The 23,345-nt window shown below is 33.0% G+C and carries 16 protein-coding genes; 7 read left to right on the top strand and 9 right to left on the bottom strand.

The window, feature by feature from the left end:
* Positions 1-56 precede the first annotated feature (56 nt).
* Genes recO through FHK87_RS18825 form a run of 3 tightly spaced genes read left to right on the top strand, consistent with a single transcriptional unit; the run spans position 57 to position 3,867 of the window.
* Complete coding sequence (recO, locus tag FHK87_RS18835; protein WP_140595327.1) at positions 57-776, top strand: DNA repair protein RecO; 720 nt, start codon at positions 57-59, stop codon at positions 774-776.
* A gap of 4 nt (positions 777-780) precedes the next feature.
* Positions 781-3,189 carry a TonB-dependent receptor plug domain-containing protein gene (locus FHK87_RS18830; RefSeq protein ID WP_140595326.1) on the top strand — a complete coding sequence of 803 codons (2,409 nt, stop codon included), beginning with the start codon at positions 781-783 and terminating at the stop codon, positions 3,187-3,189.
* Between the two features lie 18 nt (positions 3,190-3,207).
* Positions 3,208-3,867 (top strand): HAD family hydrolase, encoded by a 660-nt coding sequence (locus FHK87_RS18825; protein ID WP_226294324.1) that lies wholly within the window; start codon positions 3,208-3,210, stop codon positions 3,865-3,867.
* Here the strand turns inward: FHK87_RS18825 and FHK87_RS18820 are convergent.
* From FHK87_RS18820 to FHK87_RS18810, 3 genes are all read right to left on the bottom strand, one after another.
* On the bottom strand, positions 3,864-4,358 hold the full coding sequence (locus FHK87_RS18820; RefSeq protein ID WP_140595324.1) for a nuclear transport factor 2 family protein: 495 nt from the start codon (positions 4,356-4,358) through the stop codon (positions 3,864-3,866). The genes FHK87_RS18825 and FHK87_RS18820 overlap by 4 nt on opposite strands.
* Complete coding sequence (locus tag FHK87_RS18815; protein WP_140595323.1) at positions 4,358-4,903, bottom strand: hypothetical protein; 546 nt, start codon at positions 4,901-4,903, stop codon at positions 4,358-4,360. Before FHK87_RS18815 ends, FHK87_RS18820 begins: the two co-directional genes overlap by 1 nt.
* Before the next feature lie 130 nt (positions 4,904-5,033).
* On the bottom strand, positions 5,034-6,062 hold the full coding sequence (locus FHK87_RS18810) for a M12 family metallopeptidase (RefSeq protein WP_140595322.1): 1,029 nt from the start codon (positions 6,060-6,062) through the stop codon (positions 5,034-5,036).
* Positions 6,063-6,332: 270 nt separating this feature from the next.
* Between FHK87_RS18810 and FHK87_RS18805 the strand changes: the two genes are divergently transcribed.
* The gene (locus tag FHK87_RS18805; protein ID WP_140595321.1) at positions 6,333-7,910 is read left to right on the top strand and encodes a solute:sodium symporter family transporter; all 1,578 of its coding nucleotides are present in this window, start codon (positions 6,333-6,335) and stop codon (positions 7,908-7,910) included.
* A gap of 69 nt (positions 7,911-7,979) precedes the next feature.
* On the opposite strand, the gene FHK87_RS18800 is transcribed toward FHK87_RS18805, so the two are convergent.
* Positions 7,980-8,345 (bottom strand): VOC family protein, encoded by a 366-nt coding sequence (locus FHK87_RS18800; protein WP_140595320.1) that lies wholly within the window; start codon positions 8,343-8,345, stop codon positions 7,980-7,982.
* A 90-nt stretch (positions 8,346-8,435) separates the two neighbouring features.
* On the opposite strand from FHK87_RS18800, the gene FHK87_RS18795 reads away from it, so the two are divergent.
* From FHK87_RS18795 to FHK87_RS18785, 3 genes are all read left to right on the top strand, one after another.
* Entirely contained in the window at positions 8,436-9,827 is a 1,392-nt protein-coding gene (locus FHK87_RS18795; protein ID WP_140595319.1) for a hypothetical protein, read from the top strand.
* A 116-nt stretch (positions 9,828-9,943) separates the two neighbouring features.
* Complete coding sequence (locus tag FHK87_RS18790; protein ID WP_140595318.1) at positions 9,944-10,495, top strand: hypothetical protein; 552 nt, start codon at positions 9,944-9,946, stop codon at positions 10,493-10,495.
* Positions 10,496-10,549: 54 nt separating this feature from the next.
* Complete coding sequence (locus FHK87_RS18785; protein WP_140595317.1) at positions 10,550-11,563, top strand: hypothetical protein; 1,014 nt, start codon at positions 10,550-10,552, stop codon at positions 11,561-11,563.
* 28 nt (positions 11,564-11,591) lie between these two features.
* Here FHK87_RS18785 and FHK87_RS18780 read toward each other — a convergent pair whose 3' ends face one another.
* The 5 genes from FHK87_RS18780 to FHK87_RS18760 form a co-directional block, all read right to left on the bottom strand.
* A complete protein-coding gene (locus FHK87_RS18780) occupies positions 11,592-13,160 on the bottom strand; it encodes a sodium:solute symporter (RefSeq protein WP_140595316.1) in 1,569 nt (522 codons plus the stop codon).
* A gap of 3 nt (positions 13,161-13,163) precedes the next feature.
* Complete coding sequence (locus FHK87_RS18775; RefSeq protein WP_140595315.1) at positions 13,164-14,930, bottom strand: glycoside hydrolase family 36 protein; 1,767 nt, start codon at positions 14,928-14,930, stop codon at positions 13,164-13,166.
* A gap of 36 nt (positions 14,931-14,966) precedes the next feature.
* Positions 14,967-18,332: a VCBS repeat-containing protein gene (locus tag FHK87_RS18770; protein ID WP_140595314.1), complete on the bottom strand. Its 3,366-nt coding sequence runs from the start codon at positions 18,330-18,332 to the stop codon at positions 14,967-14,969.
* Between the two features lie 131 nt (positions 18,333-18,463).
* Complete coding sequence (locus FHK87_RS18765; RefSeq protein WP_140595313.1) at positions 18,464-20,068, bottom strand: RagB/SusD family nutrient uptake outer membrane protein; 1,605 nt, start codon at positions 20,066-20,068, stop codon at positions 18,464-18,466.
* 39 nt (positions 20,069-20,107) lie between these two features.
* Positions 20,108-23,176 (bottom strand): SusC/RagA family TonB-linked outer membrane protein, encoded by a 3,069-nt coding sequence (locus tag FHK87_RS18760; RefSeq protein WP_140595312.1) that lies wholly within the window; start codon positions 23,174-23,176, stop codon positions 20,108-20,110.
* Between the last annotated feature and the right edge of the window lie 169 nt (positions 23,177-23,345).

Genomic DNA, 23,345 nt, shown 5'->3' with positions numbered 1-23,345 from the left:
AGATTATCTATGTTGAGATAGAAATATAGCTGCTTTTTAGCTATTTTCGTTTCAATATGATAGTAAATACTACTGCAATAGTAATACACTCTATTCGATATGGTGAAGCCGATCTTATTGTTACCTTGTTTACAAAAGAAAGTGGTTTAAAAACCTATTTGATAAGAGGAGTGCTGAAATCAAGAAAAGGAAAAATCAGATCTTCTTTTTTTCAACCCTTAACTATTCTTGATGTAGAAGCAGTGCATAGAAATAAAGGTACGCTAGAACGTCTTAAAGACGTTAAGCTTGTGTCTCACTATCAAACCTTACACACTGATTTTGTAAAAAGTGCAATAGTTTTCTTTATTTCTGATGTGCTGAAAAGTTCTATCCTAGAAGAAGAAGCAAATATAGACCTGTTTACATTTTTAGAAACAGCATTGCTATGGTTAGATCATCATGATGATATATATAATTTTCATATTGCCTTTTTAATAGAACTGAGTAAGTTTTTAGGTTTCTTTCCAGACCTTTCTCAATTGGATTCAACGTATTTTAATATGCAAGACGGAGTGTTTCAATCAGATAGTGACAATATATATTGTGTAGAAGGGGATCATATTTTTAAGTTTAAAGAGTTTTTAGGCACAACATTTGAGGCAAATATGAAAATTAAACTAACCAAGAAGACCAGAAGTGATATCATAGCTATGTTATTAGTATATTTTGAGCTACATTTGCACGGCTTTAAAAAACCTAAATCACTTTCTGTTCTGAACGAAATTTTCAAATAAGATAATGCGTTTATTTTTACCTTTTTTATTCTTTACATTATACTTTTCGTTCTTTGGTAACGCACAACAAATTACTGTATATAGTACTTCAGATAATTTACCTGTTCCTAATGTTACTATCTATAATGATACAAAATCAAAAAGTGCAATTACTGATTTTGATGGCATTGCTGATATCTCAATATTTTCTGACAACGCCATTTTACATTTTGATCATGTGGCGCATATTAATAGATCAATACCTAAATCCAAAGTATTAAAATCTAAATCAGTCTATCTTGATATTGATGAAAATCAACTATCCGAGGTTGTAATTTCGGTTTCAAAATGGGAGCAGAATAAAAAGGATATATCTCAAAAAATTGTGAGTATATCCTCAAATGAAATCGCAATGACGACCCCTCAGACCTCTGCGGATTTATTACAAAATAGTGGTCAGGTGTTTGTACAAAAAAGTCAATTAGGGGGAGGAAGCCCTATAATAAGAGGTTTTTCTACAAATCGGTTATTGATAACAGTAGATGGAGTACGAATGAATACTGCAATCTTTAGAGGAGGCAATGTACAAAATATAATATCGGTAGATCCTTTTACAATAGACAGAACAGAAGTAATACTAGGACCCGGCTCAGTGGTTTATGGTAGTGATGCTGTGGGTGGAGTCATGAATTTTTACACCAAACAACCTAGTTTTGCAATTAGCGGTAAGAATAGATTGAATGGTAATGCATTAGTACGTTATTCTAGTGCCAGTAATGAAAAAACAGGTCACGTAGATTTTAATCTTGGTTTTGAAAAATGGGCTTTTTTAACCAGTATAAGCTATACTGATTTTGATGATCTAAAAATGGGAAGTCACGGTCCGGATGATTACCTGCGAAATGAGTTTGTCGAAAGGATTAATGGCGAAGATGTGATAGTAGAAAATGATGACCCTGAGAAACAGGTGTTCACAGGATATGATCAGGTTAATTTTTTACAAAAAGTACATTTTATGCCTAACGAAAATTGGGATTTTAATGCGGGGTTGATTTATTCAACAACTTCAGATTATCCTAGATATGATCGATTAATAAGACGTAGTGATGATCATTTAAGATCTGCTGAATGGTATTATGGCCCTCAAAAATGGTTTATGGGTAACCTACAGGTGTCACATAAATCCAAAAGATCGCTGTATGATAAGATGAAAATTACTGCTGCTTATCAGTATTTTGAAGAAAGTAGAAATGATAGAAATTTTGGGAGTTCAATTTTGGCAAGAACCAAAGAGCAGGTAGATGCATACTCTTTTAATATAGATTTTGAAAAAAAATATACTGATAAAACCTCGTTATATTATGGCTTAGAGTATGTATTAAATCAAGTGTATTCTGACGGAACAGAAAGTAATATTGTAGAAAATACTGTTGTAGATGCCCCTTCAAGATATCCTGATGGATCTACATGGCAATCTATAGCTGCTTACATGAATGTACATCATAGACTTAATGATAAACTAAATTTTCAAGGAGGACTGCGATACAATAGAATCATTTTGTATTCAGAGTTTGATGATACCTTTTTTGATTTTCCGTTTACAGAAGCAAATATAGATACCTATGCAGTAACAGGTACAGCAGGGGTAAGCTGGTTGCCAAATGAAAAAATACAATGGAAACTTAATTTTTCTACCGCATTTAGAGCTCCAAATATTGATGATGTGGGCAAAATATTTGATTCTGAGCCTGGTTCTGTCGTTGTTCCAAATCCTGAAATTGAATCAGAATATGCGTATAATGCAGAATTAGGAGTGAAATTGAATTTTACAAAAAACCTTTCATTAGATTTAGCAACCTATTATACCTATCTCGAAGACGCACTAATACGCAGAGATTTTAATTTGAATGGAGAGAGTGAAATTGAATTTGGAGGAGAATTAAGTAATGTTCAAGCGATCCAAAATGCTGCAAATGCAAAAGTTTATGGTTTTGAAGCGGGGTTACAATATAAATTTGCTAAAAATTTTGAGTTGAATTCTCAATACACATTTGTAGGGGGAGAAGAAGAGTCAGAAGACAATGTTTCTGTGCCTTCAAGACATGTCTCTCCTCAATTTGGTACAACAAGAATCATTTATGCATTGCCAAAGTTAAAAATAGATGCATTTGCAGTGTACAATGGAGAGTTTGATTTTGAAGATCTTGCACCATCACAACAAAATAATGATTTTTTGTATGCAAGTGATGAAAATGGTAATCCTTACTCGCCTTCTTGGTACACACTCAATCTAAGAACGCAGTATCAATTAACTAATAAATTACAAGGAATACTTTCTATAGAAAATATTACTGATCAGAGATATCGTCCATATTCTTCGGGAATTGCGGCAGCAGGAAGAAACTTTATTATGTCTTTAAAATATTCTCTGTAAAGTATAAATAACAAACAATTGGCTTTAAACAATACATTATTCGTTTTTGATATAGATGGTACATTAACCGATAGTGTTTCAAACTATCTAATTTCAGTAACAAAGTCGCTACTTGAATTAGGTATTTCAGATATAGATACCGACTATGATAATTATAAACATCATACTGATAGCTATGCATTGAGATATAACTATGAGCGAAATTTCGACACAAATATGCCCAAAGGTTTTCTAGATCGTTTTGAGACTGAAATTGTTCGTCAAATGAGTACAATTGGTCAGACTAAAGAAATTAAAGGAGCTAAATCTTTGATTACCCATTTCAGAAATACTAATACTCCATTTTGCTTTGCTACAGGAGCATTGCCAAAACCAAGTTTTTTAAAACTGAATCAGTGTGAGATTTGGTATCATGAAGACCTGTTGGCAACCTCAAAAACACATGAATCTCGTGAAGGGTTTGTTTTAAAAGCTATAGAGAAAGCTAAAACATTTTATAACCGACAAAACTTTGATCGAATTATATCAATTGGAGATGGTGTTTGGGATTTTCAAACGGCACAAAACCTGTCATTAGATTTTGTTGGAATAGGAAACAGAAATCGAGTTCAACTTAAAGATAAAGGAGCCAAACATTGTTTTGAAGATCTTATGGAATTCAAAAAATGGTTAGTTTAATTTTTCTGAGCTTTGATTTTATTCATAAGACTTGTGTCAAAGTCTTTTTTAAGTGCGGTAATTTCTTTTACATTTTCATTGGGGATTGCTATTGAAAGCACATAATGCTTTATTTTCCACCCTTCGGAGGTGATTTCTAGTACGCCACTACCTCGACAGATTCCCATCTGGGTATCTAGTAACTCGTCAAACCAAGCGAAAGTATTCCCCTTTTTATAAAAAATATTTCTTTCTAAGGTAGAAAAGCTCCATGCTTTACCCTTATCAAAATACGGTTTGGCAAAGGCTTTAAAATCATCATAAGCCCAATTTTCTGTTGGATCAGTTCCAATAAATATAGCATCGGTAGTCATTGTTCCAAAATAGGAATCAAAATCTGCTTGTGCTGCTGCCTTATGCCATTTTTCTAATACGATGTCAATCTCTTTGCTTTGTTGAGCCCAGCAAATATTGCATATCAATACAAATAATAGTATAGTTTGTTTTTTCATTATTTTGGATCTTCTTCGTCTCCAAGTTCAAGATCTCTTAAAAGCTCTTTTTCTATATTTTCAGGAATAGCCAACGATAATTCATTGAGTTGAATTATTAAACTGTTATATGCTTTTGCCAGTTTTGTATTTGCTTCTAAAATTTCTTTTGGATCCGGATTTTTTTGCTCGGTTAATAATTTGAGTAATCCAATTTCTGTAGTAAGTACAGCAATACGTGAATTGATGGTGTTTACATCAAGGTCATTAGATAGGTTTTCTTTAAAAATGCTTATTAATAATTCTACACTATCTGCGTGTTTGTTTACAAAGTGAGGATTGCCATTACGCATACTTGTCATAATACTCCGTAAATTTTGAAAATCGTCAAAACTTTCGAGGTTTTTCTCTGCATCCGAAGATAACTTGAGAAGGTCGATTTTTATTTTGTCTTTAGAAAGACTATCTAGTTTAGCAATAAGAACATTGTTTTCTGAAGTTTCAGATTTTTTGCTCTGGCAGCCAACACAACACAACACAATTCCTAAAAAAATAAATATTCTCATTCAAGACGTTTTTCTAAAGACTCAAAAATAATGTATTTATTACTGTAGCCAAAAAAACCTCAGATAGATTTCTACCTGAGGTTCATAAATGCATAATTAGTAATAGATCAAGTTTCAGGGTAATTAATATCTATGCATAATACCATGCTCCATTACGATATACCACTTCTCTCCAGCCATTGCTAGAAGTATAATAATACCATTTGTCATTATAGCGATATACTCTCAGACCGTTAACTGTATAATATTGTCCATTTTGATAATTAGACCCGCCACCAGTATTTCCTGAAGGATACATTTGATTGATCCCTTGTAAGTCTCCGGCAGACAACGCATTTCTTTGAACAGAGTATGTGCTACCGTCTTTTTTGGTAATGGTAGGCTGTCCGTTTTTTGAGAAAGAATAAGCTCCATACATCATTATTGATCCAAAATCTAATGTACTGGTATATTCATCACCATCTCTACCTTGCTCTACATAGGTTCTAAAATTGAATTCTTTTCCTGATTCAATATTTTGAAAGTTAATTGTGACATATTGATTTCTATCTGCACGGCTTTGTTCATGCCATAATCCAACAGCATGTCCTATCTCATGAATGGTGTTCCCGGTACTGCATCCATTAGCAAGTGTAATGTATTGTACACCCCCAACCATTCCTACACTAGAAGAACAACCTCCACCTGGTCTAAAATTGATATAGTTTCTTTGGTTAGTTCTTTGTACAAATCTTACGTTGGTATTATTTTCCCAACTGGCAATGGCATCTGTTACTCTTGCTTTATTAGGTAAATTACTACTGATGGTGTAATAAACAGTATTGTTAGGCCATCTTCCAGAAGTTCGACCAACACTTTTGCTTAAGGCAGGATTTTGTCCTGCTTCTAATACAAAATTTGTGTTATCGGTTTCAACATGATCAAGAATAATATCGCCTTCAAAAACATTCTTACCATTAATTTTTTCGTAAGTAACTTCTAGTCCTTGAAAATACCCTTTTTCAATAGTCCCGGATTCTTTGGGAAAAGCGACTTCTGATTGGTTAAACTGGTTTGTTTGTGGTTGTAAAGCCTCTACATCAGAAATTTGTTCACTTTCTGAGCACGCGACTAATCCTATTGCTATTGAAAGCAATAGTGCGGTTTTTGTTGTTTTCATTTTGTTGAGTTTGTATTTGTAAATAATATATTTGTTGTAACCTTAAAACGTACAGGTTATTATTTTTTTAATAAAATTTAACATATTTTTAATACATAGAATTATAATATCGGGCTTTATAATATAGGTTTTAATCATGTAGATGTTATACAGATCTAAAAGTTTTAATAAATTAACTTCTTGCAGTCTAGCTGTTATAAGTCACACAAAATCAAATGTTAATTTTAAGATTTAAATATTATTTCTTAAAAAAGTTATAAAACACAAATTATGGGTATCATCTCTTTTTTAGGCTTTACATTACTAGTCGCAGTGATTTCTTTTATTGCCACAAGAAAAACAGACGAAAATTCTTCGGATGGATATTTTTTAGCAGGAAGAAGTCTTTCTGCAGTAACTATCGCAGGATCTTTGTTATTAACTAATTTATCTACAGAACAAATTGTAGGCCTTAACGGAGATGCATTTACAGATGGTATTTTGGTTATGGCCTGGGAGACTCTTGCGGCTTTAGCCATGGTAATAACGGCAATTTTTTTATTACCTAGATATCTAAAAGGAGGATTAACAACCATTCCGCAGTTTTTAGAACGTAGATATGATACTACTACAAAGGCGATAACATCTGGTTTGTTTCTTTCTGGATATGCAATTATTTTATTACCGATTGTTTTATATACAGGAGCAGTAGCGATTAATACTATGTTTGATGTGCCTGAAATGTTGGGAGTTTCAGAATTTGCTTCAATTTGGATCTGTGTCTTTAGTATTGGGATCATTGGTTCTATATATGCTGTATTTGGAGGACTAAAAGCAGTAGCAGTATCTGATACAATTAATGCATTAGGATTGTTGATAGGAGGTCTTATCATTCCTGTACTGGGCCTTATGGCAATAGGTGATGGGAGTATTACAAATGGATTAACAATTTTAATGCAAGAGAACCCGGAAAAATTTGATGCTATTGGTTCTAGTGAATCAAAAATACCTTTTGCAACGATCTTTACAGGAATGATGTTAGTTCAGTTATTTTACTGGGGTACAAATCAAGCAATTATACAAAGAGCTTTAGGAGCCAAGAGTTTAAAAGAAGGTCAAAAAGGATTATTATTAGCATCTTTTATTAAGATTCTAGGTCCTATAATTGTGGTGCTTCCGGGTATTATTGCATTTCATATGTTTGGGGATACATTGACCAAAGCAGATCAAGCATATCCTACACTAGTCAAAGCAGTATTGCCATTATCATTAGTCGGTTTTTTTGCAGCAGTTATTTTTGGAGCAATACTCAGTTCATTTAATAGTGCTTTGAATAGTTCTGTTACACTTTATGGTATCGATATTTACAGCGAGTATGTCAAAAAAGGTGCTTCTGAAAAAGAGGTAGTAAATGCAGGTAAACGTTTTGGTATTTTTCTAGCTCTTTTTGCAATGCTTATTGCACCATTTTTATATTATACCGAGAGTATTTTTAGTTACTTACAAAAGGCAAATGGCTGTTACAGTATTCCTATACTTACCATAATTGTAGTTGGGTATTTGACAAAGAGGGTACCTGCAATAGCTGCAAAGGTGGCAATCATTTCTGGAGCATTGATTTATTTGGCCTATGTAATTCTGGATAGTACAATTTTAAAAGGAGCATTTCCTCACTTTTTACATATTATGGCTATGGTTTTTGTGTTTAATATTGCACTAATGTTGATTATTGGAAAACTATATCCTCAAGAAACTCCGTATGAACAAAAATATACAAAAGAAGTAGATATTACCCCTTGGAAAAGCGCTTATGCAGTAGGAGGAGTCGTATGTGCTATCGTTATCGGAGTTTATATCTATTTTTCATAAAAAAACAGAGCTAGAAATGATAAAACCATACTTTCTAAAACCCTGTTTCTGATGTAATGCTGTAGTTCTTTATTTCATAGAATGGAAAGCTACTCGATTTCCTTCAGTATCTAAAAAAACAGCCATATATCCATTTTCTCCAATAGATGTTTTTGGCATTATTATTTTGCCTCCTGCTTTTTCTACTCTAGCTAGAGGAATAGCAAGATCTTCTCCTCCGTTAAGATATGCGAATGTTCCCTCTTGAGATGGTTTGTTACCATTGCCATGAGTAACACATCCACCAACACCTCCGCTCTCATAAGGAAAAAAGGCCATTTTGAAATCCATTTCCATAGGTTGAAGCTCGGTTTCTAAAAGTTCGTTGTAAAATTTTACAGCTCGGTCAAAATTAGTACTGGGTATTTCAAACCAGTTAATAGCATTTGATTTCATAATTTGTATGTTATTGATTATTAAATTTCAAATGTAAAAGATGGTTTGCTATTAAAAAATTCTATTTTTGAAAAAACATAGCTTTCTATAATGAAGAAAAACGAAGAATTATTCTATCTTATTAAGTCTTTAAGTAAAAGCGAAAAACGGTATTTCAAGCTTAGTATGCCAGCAAGTGATGCTACAGAGTATCTGATACTTTTTAATGCCATTGAAGCTCAAAAAAAATATGATGAGGCAGCAATCAAAACTTTGTTCAAAGACAAAGCTTTTGTAAATCAATTGACAACTATTAAAAACTATTTGAAACTGCGTATTCTACAATCATTGAGAAATTATCATGCTAAAGCTTCTAAAAATGCAGAGCTTATGGATATTGTTCGTAATGTCGAGATCTTATACCGGAAAGGATTATATTCTGTTTGCGAAAGTGAATTAAAAAGAGCGGAGAAGAAAGCGTATAACTTTCAGCAAAATATAATTTTATTTTATATTCAAGATTGGAAGAGAAAAGTTCATCAGGCATTGTATCCTCAGGATTTTGATACTTTTATGACAATAGTAAATCAACAAAAAAACACATTGGCTTCGGCAAATGAGTATGTACGTCTATTGTCTGCAAATGTGGATCCTGCAAGTTTTTCATTATCACACAAAAAAAGCGCCACATTACAAAACAGAACATTAAAAATATTACATAAATATAGAAAGCAACTTCTTGCAGAGCACTCTGATAAGGCAAAGCATACGCTTGAAGAATTGGTAAAAGAATGGGAGCAAAACCCAGAATTGCTTAAAGAGTATTTTGTAATGTATTTTTCTGTAAATAATAATCTTCTTGGGTTTTTAGTACACAGTAAACAGTATAAAGAAGCTTTTGTGAGAATTCTTTTGCTCAAACAAAAAGTGAATGCTATACATAATGTTTCTGCAGCTCTTATAAAGGAAAAGCTTAGGCTTTATAATCTAGAGCTAGAAATTCATAGAAATTTAAAAGGACTGCAAGCTACACATACTATTGTTGATGAAATCCTTAGCTTTATAAAGGATTATGAATCATTGGTTCCAGAGACCTATAGATTGTCTTTTTGTTTTCAGTTTGCGGCATTATATTTTCAAAAGGAAGAGTATAGAAATGCTTTGCAATGGGTTAATGATATTTTTAATAATCAAACCAAAAAAGATCGAAAAGATTTGATTCTTTACACACATTGGCTTAATCTTTTAATTCACTACCAGCTAGGAAACGGGTCTACATTAATATATCTGATCAATACTATTAAAAAAATCATTAAAAAACATAAAAACATAGCTTCCTACGAGAAGATTATATTAAAATTTTTAGTAAAAACGGTAGAGGATGAATCGCTTTCAAAAAAAGAAGCTTTTAAAAGGCTCAAAAAGCAACTTGTAAATGATCCAATACCAGACACTGTATTGGGATATCTAGATTTTAATTCTTGGATTGATAAGAATTGTTAAGGTCAGAATATATATAAATTAATAGTAGTAAGAAGTTTTTGTAATGGATAGAAATATAGAGAAAGCAGGAATTCAACATAAAAAAGATATATTTATTATGTATAATTATTTAATCAATGAAGTGGAGAAGAGGATATATTTTTCTTCTTTTTCTCGTGGTTATCATCATTTGTAAAGGCTTTATTTATAGGTTTTTTATCAAATATGATACTGTAGGCACAAGAAAAAGTTATAAGATAACAAATCAAAAATTAATCGAGACCATTGAAAATACTTATGGTAATCCTAAGGATTTCAACATAGGAAATATTCTCACAACCTCAAAAAAAGTTACAAATACAACATTAGGTTTTACATATAACAAATGTGACCTTGACCCTAATAGATTGATACAAAGCAAAGCTACTAATTGTATAGGGTATGCCAATTTTTATGCATCGGTTTGTAATTATTTAATTGAAAAACACGGTCTTTCAAAAGAATGGAATGTTAATACGCATATAGCAAAGTTATATTTTTTGAATGTCAACGTGCATGATTACTTTGAGTCTCCTTTTTTCAAAGATCATGATTTTGTAGTTATAGAACATATCATTACAGGAGATAAGCATTACATTGATCCTTCGGTCAGTGATTATTTAGGAATTGATTCTGTCTCAATTCGATGACAGTTTATTTTGAGTTTATTAATTTTACCTTTTATAAAGAATACTCTCAAAAATATGATTTCATCAAATAAATTTCTACTTCTTATAGTTCTGTATTGTTTTCAAACCGTTTGTGCACAGGATTCTTGTGTTATTTTTCCTGATGGTTTTGGTAGATATCTAGGACAAGTATTTCTTGAACAGAAAGATATTACAAAAGAACCTTTTTATACAGAAGAGGTTGCTCAAAAGTGGAATATTTTATCAGATGTAGCCAAAACTCATAATGTGTCTGCACCTGAGTATACGTATTATAAGACCTATTTTTTGACTTCAAATATAGAACCTGATGTTTATGACTTGTATCTTGTTTTTAAAAGTAAAAAAGATACTGTTGCGATAGAAATAGAAGCTTCAAAAAATAAAGAATTATGGACATTACGTAAGATCGAAAGCGACTTTTTTAATTTAATCAACCCAAGAAAAAATAGTGAACAGTTTGTAAGTAATAATTGGATTACAGATGACCAAAAGTTTTATCCTAATCTGAATCAAACTAATGCTTTTTCTTATTCTAAAGATAAAAAGGATGACTGTTTTCCTGACCCTTTATCTTTTATAAAAGAGTACGCAAAGCAACTTTTTTCATCTTCAACTGTAGATACCTCTACAACTATTGTAACATTAGATGAATATAAAGAAACCTATATCCCTTCAATGTTAGAGGTATTGGAAAAAGCAAAAATTAAATCACCGGGAGATTTGGAGCAAATAACCAAAATAGAAAAACAAGTTAAAGATACTCCTGAAGAATTTTATAAAAGCTATTTCCTAGAAGGCATTCATAGGATATCTAACTATGTAAATGAAAATCAATTTTCTGAAGAAAACATAGATCATATTGAGTTTAGAATACAGAATTTTCGTAACGAGTTACTCGGAAAAGGAAAAATTTTACTGGAAGCAAATATCATTTTAGCCAAAAATAATCAAAAAGAAGGCATACGATGTAAAGCATTATGGTATCATAATACTTGGAAAATCATATATCAACAAGCGAATACTTTTGGCATAACAACAGATAACTAATAAAAATAGATTATATACTTGTCTATCATTACCAGAATTTAGTTAATAAAATCCCTATACATATTAGTAATAAAACAATATGATAGCGATAGTCTTTGTACCAAACTATTTTTTCTTCATTTTGTAATAAAGATTTATTGTAGGTATATATTTTAATTGTTTCAGGATCAGGTGCAGGAGTGATATTACTAATAATAATAAACAATAATGCACTTATTATTGTCATTATCCCTACGTCTATTGTAAAATGCATCGGCCAAATATCAAATTGCCTAAGGGTAAAAAATAATATTCCCCCTATGGTTCCTAGAACTAATGTCCAAAAAGCACCATCACCATTACCTCTTTTATAAAATACTCCAACAAGGAAAATAACAGCTATTGGAGGTACGATAATACCAAACATCTCTTGAAGGTAATCCCAAATGCCTCCAAAATCGACTATAAAAGGAGCCCATATTGCGGCTACTGCCATCAAAACTACGGTGGTTATTCTTCCATAATTAATGGTTTCTTTGTCGGTAATATCAGGCTTTAATGTTTTTACAAAATCTACGACAACCAAGGTAGATGCAGAATTGAGAGTAGAGTCTACACTAGACATAATTGCAGAGATTAATCCTGCGAGAACCAATCCAACTAACCCAACGGGTAATACTTGCATTACGGCAGTAGGAAATACTTGATCTGCTTTCTCTAGTCCGGGGAAAAGACTAATTGCCATTGTACCGGGAATTACCATAATGAATAGCGGTATAATTTTCAAAAAACTAGCTAGAATAACTCCCCAGCGGGCATTTTTGATGTTTTTAGCCCCCAAAACGCGTTGTACGATATACTGATTGGTGGTCCAATACCAAAATCCTAATATCGGAACAGCCATAATCAACCCCGGCCAGGGCAGCGAAGGATCGTCTAGAGGACGCACAATTGATAAATGACCTTCTGGAGTTGAAGCTAAAACATTATCCCAAGAAAAATCTAGTTTTTCGAATAGCATATATGATAAGATTGAGCAACCCATAATAAGAATAATAGCCTGTATGGTGTCTGTATAAACAACTGCTTTGAGACCACCAAAAGCAGTGTACAATCCTGCAACAACTGCCAAGATTAAACAAGTTTGCCAAATAATTAGTCCTGGAAAAAATGCTTGTAATACAATAGCACCCGCATATAGCCCTCCTGCCGTATCTACCAGAATACTTGTTATAATCGTAATTGTTGAAAAAATCATTCTTGATCTTCGATCAAAACGAAGTTCTAAAAACTCAGGAATTGTAGTGATTTTTGACTTCAAATAAAGAGGAATAAAGATCAATGCAGCAATAATCAAAGGGATTCCCGTCATCCATTCATATACAGATTGTACGATTCCTGATTTGTAAGCTGCACCGGATAGTCCTATAATTGTAGATGTAGAAATATTAGAAGCAAACAATGAAAACCCAATAAGAGCCCAGCCAAAAGATCTACCTCCTAAAAAAAGGTCTTCTCCTGTTTTTGTACCTCTTGCAACATAAAGCCCTATGGCCATAACAGCTATAAAATAAACGCCAATAACAATAAGATCAATATTACTTATTTGATGTTCCATAATCTAAATATTAATATTCTTTTCTAATCTCACTAATCCACATGCAGGAACTTTGATTTGTGTTACTCCTATCAGAAGCATCATATCTTGTTCTTGAACGATCTCTCCTTTGCAATTATATACAACACAGTGAAATGCGCCATGGTTTTGATTACAATTTATTACAATTCTTTCTGTTATTTGCGCATTGATGATATCAATTTTATTTGATTCAGTTTCAATATCTATAATATAATGATCAAATACACCTATAATTGTGAGTTCTTGCGTAAAAGATGTTATGATAGGGTAATTTGCCAAAGGCTTTTGCGGAACAAAAGTCCCTTGTAATAATACTTCAGCATTTGTTTTCCAATATTGTGTATAGAAGCTCAGCATTGATAATTCGTCTTGCGTAGCATGCTGTAGCATAATAGAGAGTTGTGGTACTCCAAATAAGGTGTTTACTATCTGTAATGCTTTGATTTCTAAAGGTTCTTCATGATGATAGGTAAACATATCGCTATGTACTGCAGTTTGGCCACACAGCATCTTGGTGTCTGCGATACGAACTCGGTTCATTGTAGCATCGCCAGGGCAATCAAAAGCTCTAAACATATTCCCATATTTACGCATTGCAGGGCCAGTATATTTTTGTCTGAATTCTATAACAACTTCTGGGTTTATAACCTGTAATGTTTTGATAATGTCTGTCATGAGTTTATCTACGGCGAGATTTACCGAAGAAAAATCTCTTCCATTTTCTTGGGTCAATACAGTATCGGGATATACTTTGAACTCATCAATAAAATCTAGCTTGAAACCATCTATTTTCCAGTATTGCAAGGCATGGGTGTATAATTCTACAAGATATGATCTTACTTCTGGATATCTTGGATCAAAAACAGGTGCCCAACGATGGGTTTCTGTAAGAAATTTCCCCTTAAACCTTTGATAGGCTTTGGATTTTTTTCCGCAAAATGGCACAGAGTACCAAAGTGCTATTTTCATCCCTGTTTGATGAATTGATGCCACAAAATCCTGCATTTCGGGGATTCTCTCTGGTTCCCAGTCACCTGTATAATCATATCCTCTGTTACTATCTTTGGTTTGCCATCCATCATCAAGAATCATTAACTCATATCCTAGATTTAGGGCAATTTTACTTTCTCTTAGTAGCTCTTGTGTATCTAATTCTTGATGAAATTGATACCATGTAGAATAAACCGGTACCTTTGCCAAATCAGGAGTTTTGATAGGAGCTAGGGTGTCATAACTACTCCACCATAAACTTACATGTTGCAAGGCTTTAGAAAATGACCAATTGTTCTGGTCAATACGTAATTGTACCGTATAATCGTTGATAGGATGGTGTCTTTCTGTAAAAAAGGAAATATGACTATAAATACAATTATCTTCTTCTCGATAAAGTGCATTAAGTTGAGTTGTATTTATAGCATCAGAACATGCAAATGTAATCACATTGGTATCATCATGTCCAAAAAGAGAAATTACAGGAGCATCTACTGATATTCTTGACTCCATATGATCTAATTCCCAATCATCCATGATTCTTTTTGCAAAATCAGTTGTGGGCTTCCACATTCCTTTTACATTGATAGCCGGAGTTTTAAATCTTATAGTGATTGGATGTGGTTTAAAAGTAGTGTTTGCAAAAAAACGAATGGTATATATCGAAATATTCTCTTTTTGGCTATCTAGCGTAACTTCGGTTTGAAACGCTTCGGTTTGTCCTATAATTTCCAAAGTGTTGGTAATAATATCTTTCATTAAAACAAAATTTTATTCCTTCTTGTGTTTAGTATCCTAATTTTGTACTAAACCTGTTTCTTCATTAATTTTTGTTGTAAAGACGCAAATACTGTCATTGTTTTGTGTTGTCAGTATAAGCGATTCTTTGTTGCTATTTTGTGTTGTGATGATGTGATTAGATTGTTTGGTGATCCAAAAACCACTTGCGTGATTAGGAATTATTTTAAAACCATTGGCAGAACCCTGAAGGTATGTGCCTAGAGAAGCGTCATACCTTCCATAATTTGCTTCTGAGCCATAATTGTTGCCAATTGTTAGAACATCTTTATACCCATCATTATTAAAATCTTTTACAAGAAAATCATTGATAGGTGACCATTGACAGGCACTGGGAAGCTTATACACTACAAAAGTATTATTACCAATGTTTTCTGCATATATAGAATTAAAAGTATGTGCGCTCAAAGTTTCTTTATCAAGATCTGTTATGTCGAGTAATGCTGTAAAAGACGTTTTTGCAAAAGCATCATAGGTAGTATACTTCTTTTTGAGCGTTACTAACTGTTTCATAATGTCATCACGAGTATGTATGGGTTTTAGTATTGTTCCTTCTTGTGTTTCAAAGTATTGAGCAAGTATAGGGTCAATACTTCCATTATTGTCAAAATCTTTTTTATACACATATACAGGTTGGTCAAAAACAGGTTTTACAAATCCATTTATGCCTTGATTACCTGCTATGATATCATTATCTCCATCATTGTCAAAGTCAGCAATGGCAATACTATTCCACCAGCCAGAAATATTAATTTTTTTACCTTGAGGATTTTGCCATTGTATTGGTATTTCTTTTGCTTCATTTTTTGTGATCTGATAAATAGTTATGGGCATCCAATGCCCTGCTATGATTAATTCTTTGCTTTGATCTCCATTAATATCAGCCCAACTTGCATCGGTAGTGATACCTTGATGAGTAAAAGAGACATGTGTATTTATTGATAAATTTCCACTATCGTTATTAAGCAAATAACTAGATGTTGCAAGAGGGTATTTACCGGACTGTACACCTCCCCCAATAAAAATTTCAGGGTATCCGTCACCATCTATATCATTTGCGATACTACAGGTAGTATTGGTTTCTATTCTAGGAAGCTGATTAGCTTGCGATCGGTCAAACTTTCCTTTACCATCATTTATAAATATTCTATCCTGAAGTAGTTGTGGGTTAGTAATGGTTTCTGTTCCTCCACTACCTAAATATAAGTCTTGATCACCATCATTATCAATATCAACAAAAAGTACAGAAGTATCTTCAAATTCTGAATCAAATTCTTGAACCACATTATATTTTTTGTCCTTGGTTTCTGTAAAGAGTAGACCAGGATATCCTTTACTCCCTCCAATAAAGATTTCATCACCTGTTTTATTGTCTGCATCAGAGGCGCTAATGCAAGGACCACTGGCATTAAATTGATGTGGTAATAAAGATTGATATGTATAGTCATTAAAAAAATTCTCTTGATGCTTATACGAAAAGTAATTTGTTGTCTTTTGAAATAGAAGTGGATTTTTGTAAGAAGTTACATCTTGTTTTGGATCTGTTTTGTGGATTTGTATTACCTGATTTGCAGTTACATTTTCTTTGATGGTTACAGTTCCATCAGGCCAATCTACCTTTATTTTTTCAATAGAGTCTTTGGTTACTCCAAAGTGAAGAATTGATTCTACCGAAGATAAATATCCTTTGATTGTAGACTGATATTGTGTTTGAGGAGTATTATTTTGCCAAATAGTGACTTTTGCACCAATTGCTTTTTTGTTTTTAGGACTTCCTGATAAAGCTACCCTTAGATAGTTTTTACTTTTTTCTGAGGTATGATTTTCTAAAATAAATGCAGGTTGATTGATGTTATTAACGATCAGATCAAGATCTCCATCAAGATCAAGATCGGCATATGCTGCACCATTAGAAAATGATTTTTTAGGTTGTATCCATTCTTTAGAAACATCCTGAAATCGAGTTTTACCCATGTTTTTATATAAAACATTCGATAAATGTATACCGGGAAGTTGATCTACAAAGCCTTTTAGTTTATTTTTTCGAGCTTGAGGAGAGCCAAAAATTGTATTTTGATCAGAGTAATTAATAAAATCAAGGTCTGTAATGTCTTTTACATATCCATTTGTGATATAAATATCTTTATTACCATCATTATCATAATCAGCAATAAGAGGAGCCCAACTCCAATCGGTACTTGCTATTCCTGCGGCATATGCTATTTCTGATGTAGGTAATATATTTTGACCTACAAAACCATTGTGTATTTGTAATGTGTTATGTATGTATTGTGGTGTATATCCATTACGTTGAGAAAGTAAAAATTTGTCATAATTATGAATTCCAAGCATTTTTTTTTGTCTTTCATAGTCTTTTGGTAACATATCTACTATCATAATATCTGGTAACTCATCATTATTTAGGTCACCAATATCAACTCCCATAGCATTATAGGTTTGTTTTGAAACAATAGTGTTGTTTTTTTCTTCAAACCCTTGGTGAATACCGTTATCGTCTTTCCCTTTGTTTATGTAAATTAAATCATTGGTAATGAAATCATTACTTACATAAATATCAGGTAAATGATCATTGTTAAAATCAGAAATAGCTATCCCTAGACTAAATCCTTTATGAACGATGCCTAAACTGTCGGATACATCAACAAAATAAGGTTGACCAGTATCTTTTTGGGTAACATTTTCTAGCAGTTTGTCAACCAAAATATCAGGAAAATACTTTTTAGGAACAGGAGTGTTTCGTTCTTTATTTGTATTACCATTGTGAGCAATATAAGCATCTAAATCTCCATCTTGATCATAGTCAAAAAAAAGAGTCTGTTGACTATAATTACCATCATCTAAGCCATAGGCTTTAGCCTGTTCTGTAAAACGTATAGTTCCATTAGTGTCTAAGCCATTATTAATGAATAATAAGTTTTTACAGCTAAGGTCTCTGCAATCCGGTCCTCCAACATTTAAATATATATCGTCTAAGCCATCCAAATTAATATCTACTATGCTTACTCCTGTTACCCAGGTATTTGTTATAAAATTTGCTGACTCAGAAATGTCAATAAAACTCATGTTACCTTGATTGAGATATACTTTACTTGAGACTTGGTTTCCTGTAAAAACTAAATCGGGTAACCCATCATTATTAAAATCACCAATTCCTACACCTCCGCCATTATAACAATATTGAAAATCAATAACATTAATAGTATCGTTCTCTGTAATTGAATTTATGAAATCAATACCCGAAGTGTCCTTAGAAACATAGGTAAATGTTTGATTTTTCTCTTTTTTAGAGGTACAACTGTAAAACAATAATATGCTTATAATATGAAATAGATGTTTTTTCAAAGAAGACAGTTTGTATAAAGATAAGGTTGGGGTTAATAAAGATGTAGCTTTACATAAACTTTCATATTGAGTCTAACGGGCATCTATCAAGACTCAACATGAAAGTATAATGATAACAAACAAAACTAAAATTAATACCCTGGATTAGGTCTCAGATTGGGGTTAGCTTGTAATTCTGGTACAGGTATCCATAGCAGTTCATCCTGTCCAACTGTAAAAACTGCTGTAGGTCCTGCCAGTGATTTGGGATGTCTACCTCCCGCAATAGTAGAGCCAGCTCCAAGAACTTGGTCTGCAATTCCCCAACGAACAAGATCGAGAAAACGATGACCTTCTCCTGTTAATTCCATAATACGTTCATCTATAATAGCTTGTCTTAGCTGCATTTTATCAAGAGAGGAGGAGAGAGGATCAATCTCTGCCCGTGCTCTTACTTGATTAATAAAAGGTATTGCTTCGGCAGTTCTGTTATCTTCGTTTAGAGCTTCTGCAAGCATCAACAGAACATCTGCATATCGTATAATTCTCCAATTATTCCCTACGGTGTTTCCTAAAACAGGTATTTGATCTCTGGTGCCTTCATCAAAACCGGCATATTTTTTAGAGAATAATGCAGGAACACCCACAGAGCCGTCAGGTAATGTAATCGAATTGGCTAACTCAATATCTTTTGCAAAATCTTCAACAAAAGGAACTCCGCCATAACCTGTCGCCCCGGGATAATCAAAGGCTATAGTCTCATTTCTTCTTACAGTATCGTCATTATCTTCAAATACCTGTAAGATATGTGGATTGATAAAATGTCCATTATCAGGGCTTAATTCTGGTGGAGAGTAATCAATAAAGTAATTTCCTTGTGTTCCGGTTCCCGGGATATCTGCACCCCAGATAAAATTCGCCTGACCAAGAAATTGAAGTTCGAAAACAGATTCTACATTATTCTCGTTTGCAATTGTAAAATTATCTTTATACTCGCTTGATGGTAATAATTGATATGCAAAGTTTTCTGTGATATTTGTAAAATCAATTACTGCAGCTTTATAATTTTTTGTATATAAATGTGTTTTTCCTCTAAGTGCTAATGCCGATCCCGAAGTAGGTCGTCCTGCTTCTTCTGATGACCATGATCTAGGTAATAATGAAGCTGCTTCTGTAAGATCATTGATGATCGTCTCATTAATTTTATCTGGTGTTTCCTGAAAAGGAAAAAAGTCTTCTTGATTTTGTGGATCAGGTGTTTCTAGAACTAAAGGAACATTACCCCAAAAGTTTACAAGGTACCAATATGCAAAAGCTCTCATAAAATAGGCTTGTCCTAAAATCTCATTGCGAGCACTTTCATCAGGTACATTTGTTTCATTAAGTTTTTCTATAATGATATTTGCTCTTGAGACTGTTTGATATAATTGTGGAAACATATCAGAAGACCATCTTGCTATACCTGGTTGCCCTTCTAAAGTAGACATAGTCGTATTTTGTTGAAAAGGAACAATATTGTAGGCGTCAGATCGTAATAAAGGTCCTGTGTGAACTACTCTCCCCCAGAAGAATACTGCCGTTATCGGATGAAACATTCCGTTTACTGCCAGCCTAAAATCAGCTTCTGTTTGAAAAAATTCAGATTCTGCTACTGAGTTTGGATTTGTAATTTCTAATTTATCTTCATTACAGCCATTGATTACCAGTAGAATTCCTATAAAAATAGTGATGTAAAAAAAATTATTTCTATACTTCATGATTCAATAATTTTAATGTTTTGTTTGATACGGTTTTTGTTAAAAAGAAAATTGAAGCCCCATAATAAAAGTTCTTGGCCTAGGCTGTGCCCTTACATCCAACCCTCTACCAAAAATAGGATTAGTAACTCCTCTAAAACCAAAAAAGCCAGTATCAGCATCAGCTTGCGCTCCTGATGTAGAGCCTACTTCTGGATCATATCCAGAGTAATTAGTAATTACGAATACGTTTTGCATGTTAAAAAAGACTCTTCCCTTTTTTACCCATTCTGAACCAATAATGTCAGTAAGGTCATATCCAATCTCTAATGTTTTTAATCTAAAGAAAGAACCATCTTCTACAAAAAAGTCTGATGGCAATTGGTTACCTGCAGGATCAAGATTTGTTACTCTTGGGATATTGGTATTGGTATTTTGTGGAGTAAAAGCGTCTCTAACCAAACCAAACTTGTTATCATCTGCAAAGAAAACTCCAAAAAACTTGGTAACATTATAAATTTCATTTCCTTGAACGCCATTAAAAAATAGTCCAAAGTCAAGCTTTTTATAGCTACCTGTAAAATTGATTCCGTAAGTAAAATCCGGTGTAGGATCTCCTAAGTTGACTCTATCGGTTTCATCAACTCTACCATCTCCATTTGTATCTACTCTTCTAAAATCTCCGGGTTGAAGAATTCCTCTACGTTCCGGATCATTAGCTAAGAAAGGGTCATTGTCGATTTGCTCCTGGCTGGTATAGATACCATCAGTTTGAAACCCAAAAAAGAAACCTAAAGGATTACCCTCTTCATATCTATTGACTCTGGTTTGCTCTTCGTTGATTACAGGTCCTAAAATTGGATTGGCAGCAGAGGTAAGTTCATTATCTATTGCTGCAAAATTGACTCCAACATCAAATTTGAAATCACTTTCTGTATTGTAACTGTACGTAGCTTCGAGTTCAAAACCTTTGTTGTTAATTGAAGCTGCATTTTGTATGATAGGGTTTGCAGAACCAGAAGTTGATGGTACTGCTAGTGCTAGTAAGACATCTTCATTATCCCGATTGAAATAATCAAGACTTACCTTTAATGAATTGTCAAACATAGAAATGTCTGCACCAAAATTAGTAGTGATAGAAGTTTCAAAACTAATATTTTCATTGACTAAAGATGTAATGGCAAATCCCTGAGCTGGATTGTCTGCAAAAGCAACATTAGAAGAAGGGTTGAGTACCGATTGAAAGACAAAATCTCCAATATTTTGAGAACCTAATTCACCATAACCACCTCTAAGTTTTAAAGTGTTGATAAAGCTATCTTCTGGCCAAAAATTTTCTTCACTCACTACCCAACCTAACGAAAATGAAGGAAAAACATCTGCATTAAGATCATCTTTTGAAGAAAATCTAGAAGTAGCATCCCTACGAATGATTCCTGAAAATAAGTATCTATCGTTGAACTTATAATTGAGCCTTGCATAATATGAAAACAATCTTGATTCGAATCTACCACCACCTGTGTTCTCTACAAGTTCTGTAAAATTTCCTATATTTCTTATGTCATTACTTGGTAATCCTTGTGCATACACAGCTAATGTGTTGTTGTCTACTTCTTGACGAGCCCCACCAACTAATACATCTATACTATGGTTGTTAAATACTTTTTTGTAATTAAGTGTTGGTTCTACGTTGGTTGATAAGATTTCTGCTCTTACTTCTGTCAAGTCATTAGCTTCATTCAAGTTGTTTGTAGCATCAGTATTACTCTGAAAAAAAGTAGGGAGAAAAGTATTTCTGTAAATATTTTTATAATCTACACCTAAGTTTAGTTTTGCAGTAAGTCCTTCGAGAATCTCGTATGAAATATTAATATTTCCTAAAAGATTACGTTCTGTATTTTCATCATCAAGCAGATTTGCTTGCGCAAATTTGTTGGTTCCACCTACACCGGGATAACGGTCTCCATCTACAGCTTCAAAACCTCCTTCATTATTTGGGTTAAAAGGATTTAAAATAGGTAATGTAGGCCCTTGGTTACCAAAAGCGAGATTTTGTGTAAACGTATTTTCTGCAAATGAAAATGATTCTTTGATTTTGAATTTACCAATCTCAAACTGGCTATTTAAACGTGTATTAATTCTCTGAAAATCTTCACTAATCAGCAACCCTTCTTCTTTATAATAATTTGAAGAGAAAAAATATGATGATTGTTCATTTCCTCCGGAAATATTAAAACCGTAATCCTGTATTGAACCAGAATTAATGGTTAAATCTTGAAAATCCGTATCAATTCCAGGATCTGCAATATTACCTGGAAGCCCATCATTAATTCTCCTTTGATTTAAGAATTGAATGTATTCTGGACCGTTAAGTAAATCTAATTTTTTAGGCTGTGTGTTAATCCCTCCTCGAACATCTATATTTACAGTCGGAGATGTGTCTTTTTTACCTCTATTTGTAGTAACGATAATTACTCCATTTGCAGCTCTAGATCCATATATTGCGGCAGAAGTAGCATCTTTTAATACTTGTATGTCGATGATGTCTTTTGGATTTAGAAAAACGATATCATCTACAATAGTTCCATCGATAACGTACAATGGGAAAGAATTTGTTAATGAACTAATTCCTCTCACAAAAACATTTGCTGGACTACCTGGGGCTCCACCTGCTGTTTCTACTTGTACACCAGCAAGTTTACCTTGCAGAGCAGCTGTTGGATTTGCCGTAACTATTTGGGCAATATCATCTGATTTGATCTGAGAAATTGCTCCGGTTACTTCTCTTTTTGATTGAGTACCATAACCTACTACGACAATTTCATCTAGAGCAGCAGCATCTTCTTGCAAAACTACATCTATAACTGATTGACCATTTACTGAAACTTCTTTAGTTACAAAACCTAGATAGCTAAAGGTTAAAATAGCATCTTCAGGAACATTTGATATTGAATATTTACCATCAAAATCTGTCGTTGTACCATTTTGTGTTCCTTTAACTAAAATATTTACTCCGGGAAGTGGCCCCTGACTTTCTGTTACTGTACCAGAAACAGATAATTGTGCAGAAGCAATTGTGATAATCCCCAGAAAAAACACCAAAAAAGTAATGTATGTCTTCTGATTCATATGATTTGTGTTTATTAATTTTTATAAAAAATGTGATATGATATACTATGCTACTCGACAAATATAAATGATTTTTTCACATAATTTTATTTTTTAGCATTAAAAATCGACTAAAAGATAAAAAAAAGGTTAAAAAATAAAGATAATACTAATAATTGTTTTGTGGTTA

Origin of the sequence: Aquimarina algicola (assembly GCF_006443095.1) — a bacterium.
GTDB lineage: Bacteria > Bacteroidota > Bacteroidia > Flavobacteriales > Flavobacteriaceae > Aquimarina > Aquimarina algicola.
Note: the sequence above shows the minus strand (reverse complement) of the source record. Positions and strands in the feature narration are given on the sequence as shown.

Bases quoted from the DNA above. Each gene is read 5' to 3' on its own strand.
- recO (WP_140595327.1), top strand. From the start codon at position 57: ATGATAGTAAATACTACTGCAATAGTAATACACTCTATTCGATATGGT.
- FHK87_RS18830 (WP_140595326.1), top strand. From the start codon at position 781: ATGCGTTTATTTTTACCTTTTTTATTCTTTACATTATACTTTTCGTTC.
- FHK87_RS18820 (WP_140595324.1), bottom strand. From the start codon at position 4,358: ATGAAAAAACAAACTATACTATTATTTGTATTGATATGCAATATTTGC.
- FHK87_RS18815 (WP_140595323.1), bottom strand. From the start codon at position 4,903: ATGAGAATATTTATTTTTTTAGGAATTGTGTTGTGTTGTGTTGGCTGC.
- FHK87_RS18810 (WP_140595322.1), bottom strand. From the start codon at position 6,062: ATGAAAACAACAAAAACCGCACTATTGCTTTCAATAGCAATAGGATTA.
- FHK87_RS18805 (WP_140595321.1), top strand. From the start codon at position 6,333: ATGGGTATCATCTCTTTTTTAGGCTTTACATTACTAGTCGCAGTGATT.
- FHK87_RS18800 (WP_140595320.1), bottom strand. From the start codon at position 8,345: ATGAAATCAAATGCTATTAACTGGTTTGAAATACCCAGTACTAATTTT.
- FHK87_RS18795 (WP_140595319.1), top strand. From the start codon at position 8,436: ATGAAGAAAAACGAAGAATTATTCTATCTTATTAAGTCTTTAAGTAAA.
- FHK87_RS18790 (WP_140595318.1), top strand. From the start codon at position 9,944: ATGAAGTGGAGAAGAGGATATATTTTTCTTCTTTTTCTCGTGGTTATC.
- FHK87_RS18785 (WP_140595317.1), top strand. From the start codon at position 10,550: ATGATTTCATCAAATAAATTTCTACTTCTTATAGTTCTGTATTGTTTT.
- FHK87_RS18780 (WP_140595316.1), bottom strand. From the start codon at position 13,160: ATGGAACATCAAATAAGTAATATTGATCTTATTGTTATTGGCGTTTAT.
- FHK87_RS18775 (WP_140595315.1), bottom strand. From the start codon at position 14,930: ATGAAAGATATTATTACCAACACTTTGGAAATTATAGGACAAACCGAA.
- FHK87_RS18765 (WP_140595313.1), bottom strand. From the start codon at position 20,068: ATGAAGTATAGAAATAATTTTTTTTACATCACTATTTTTATAGGAATT.
- FHK87_RS18760 (WP_140595312.1), bottom strand. From the start codon at position 23,176: ATGAATCAGAAGACATACATTACTTTTTTGGTGTTTTTTCTGGGGATT.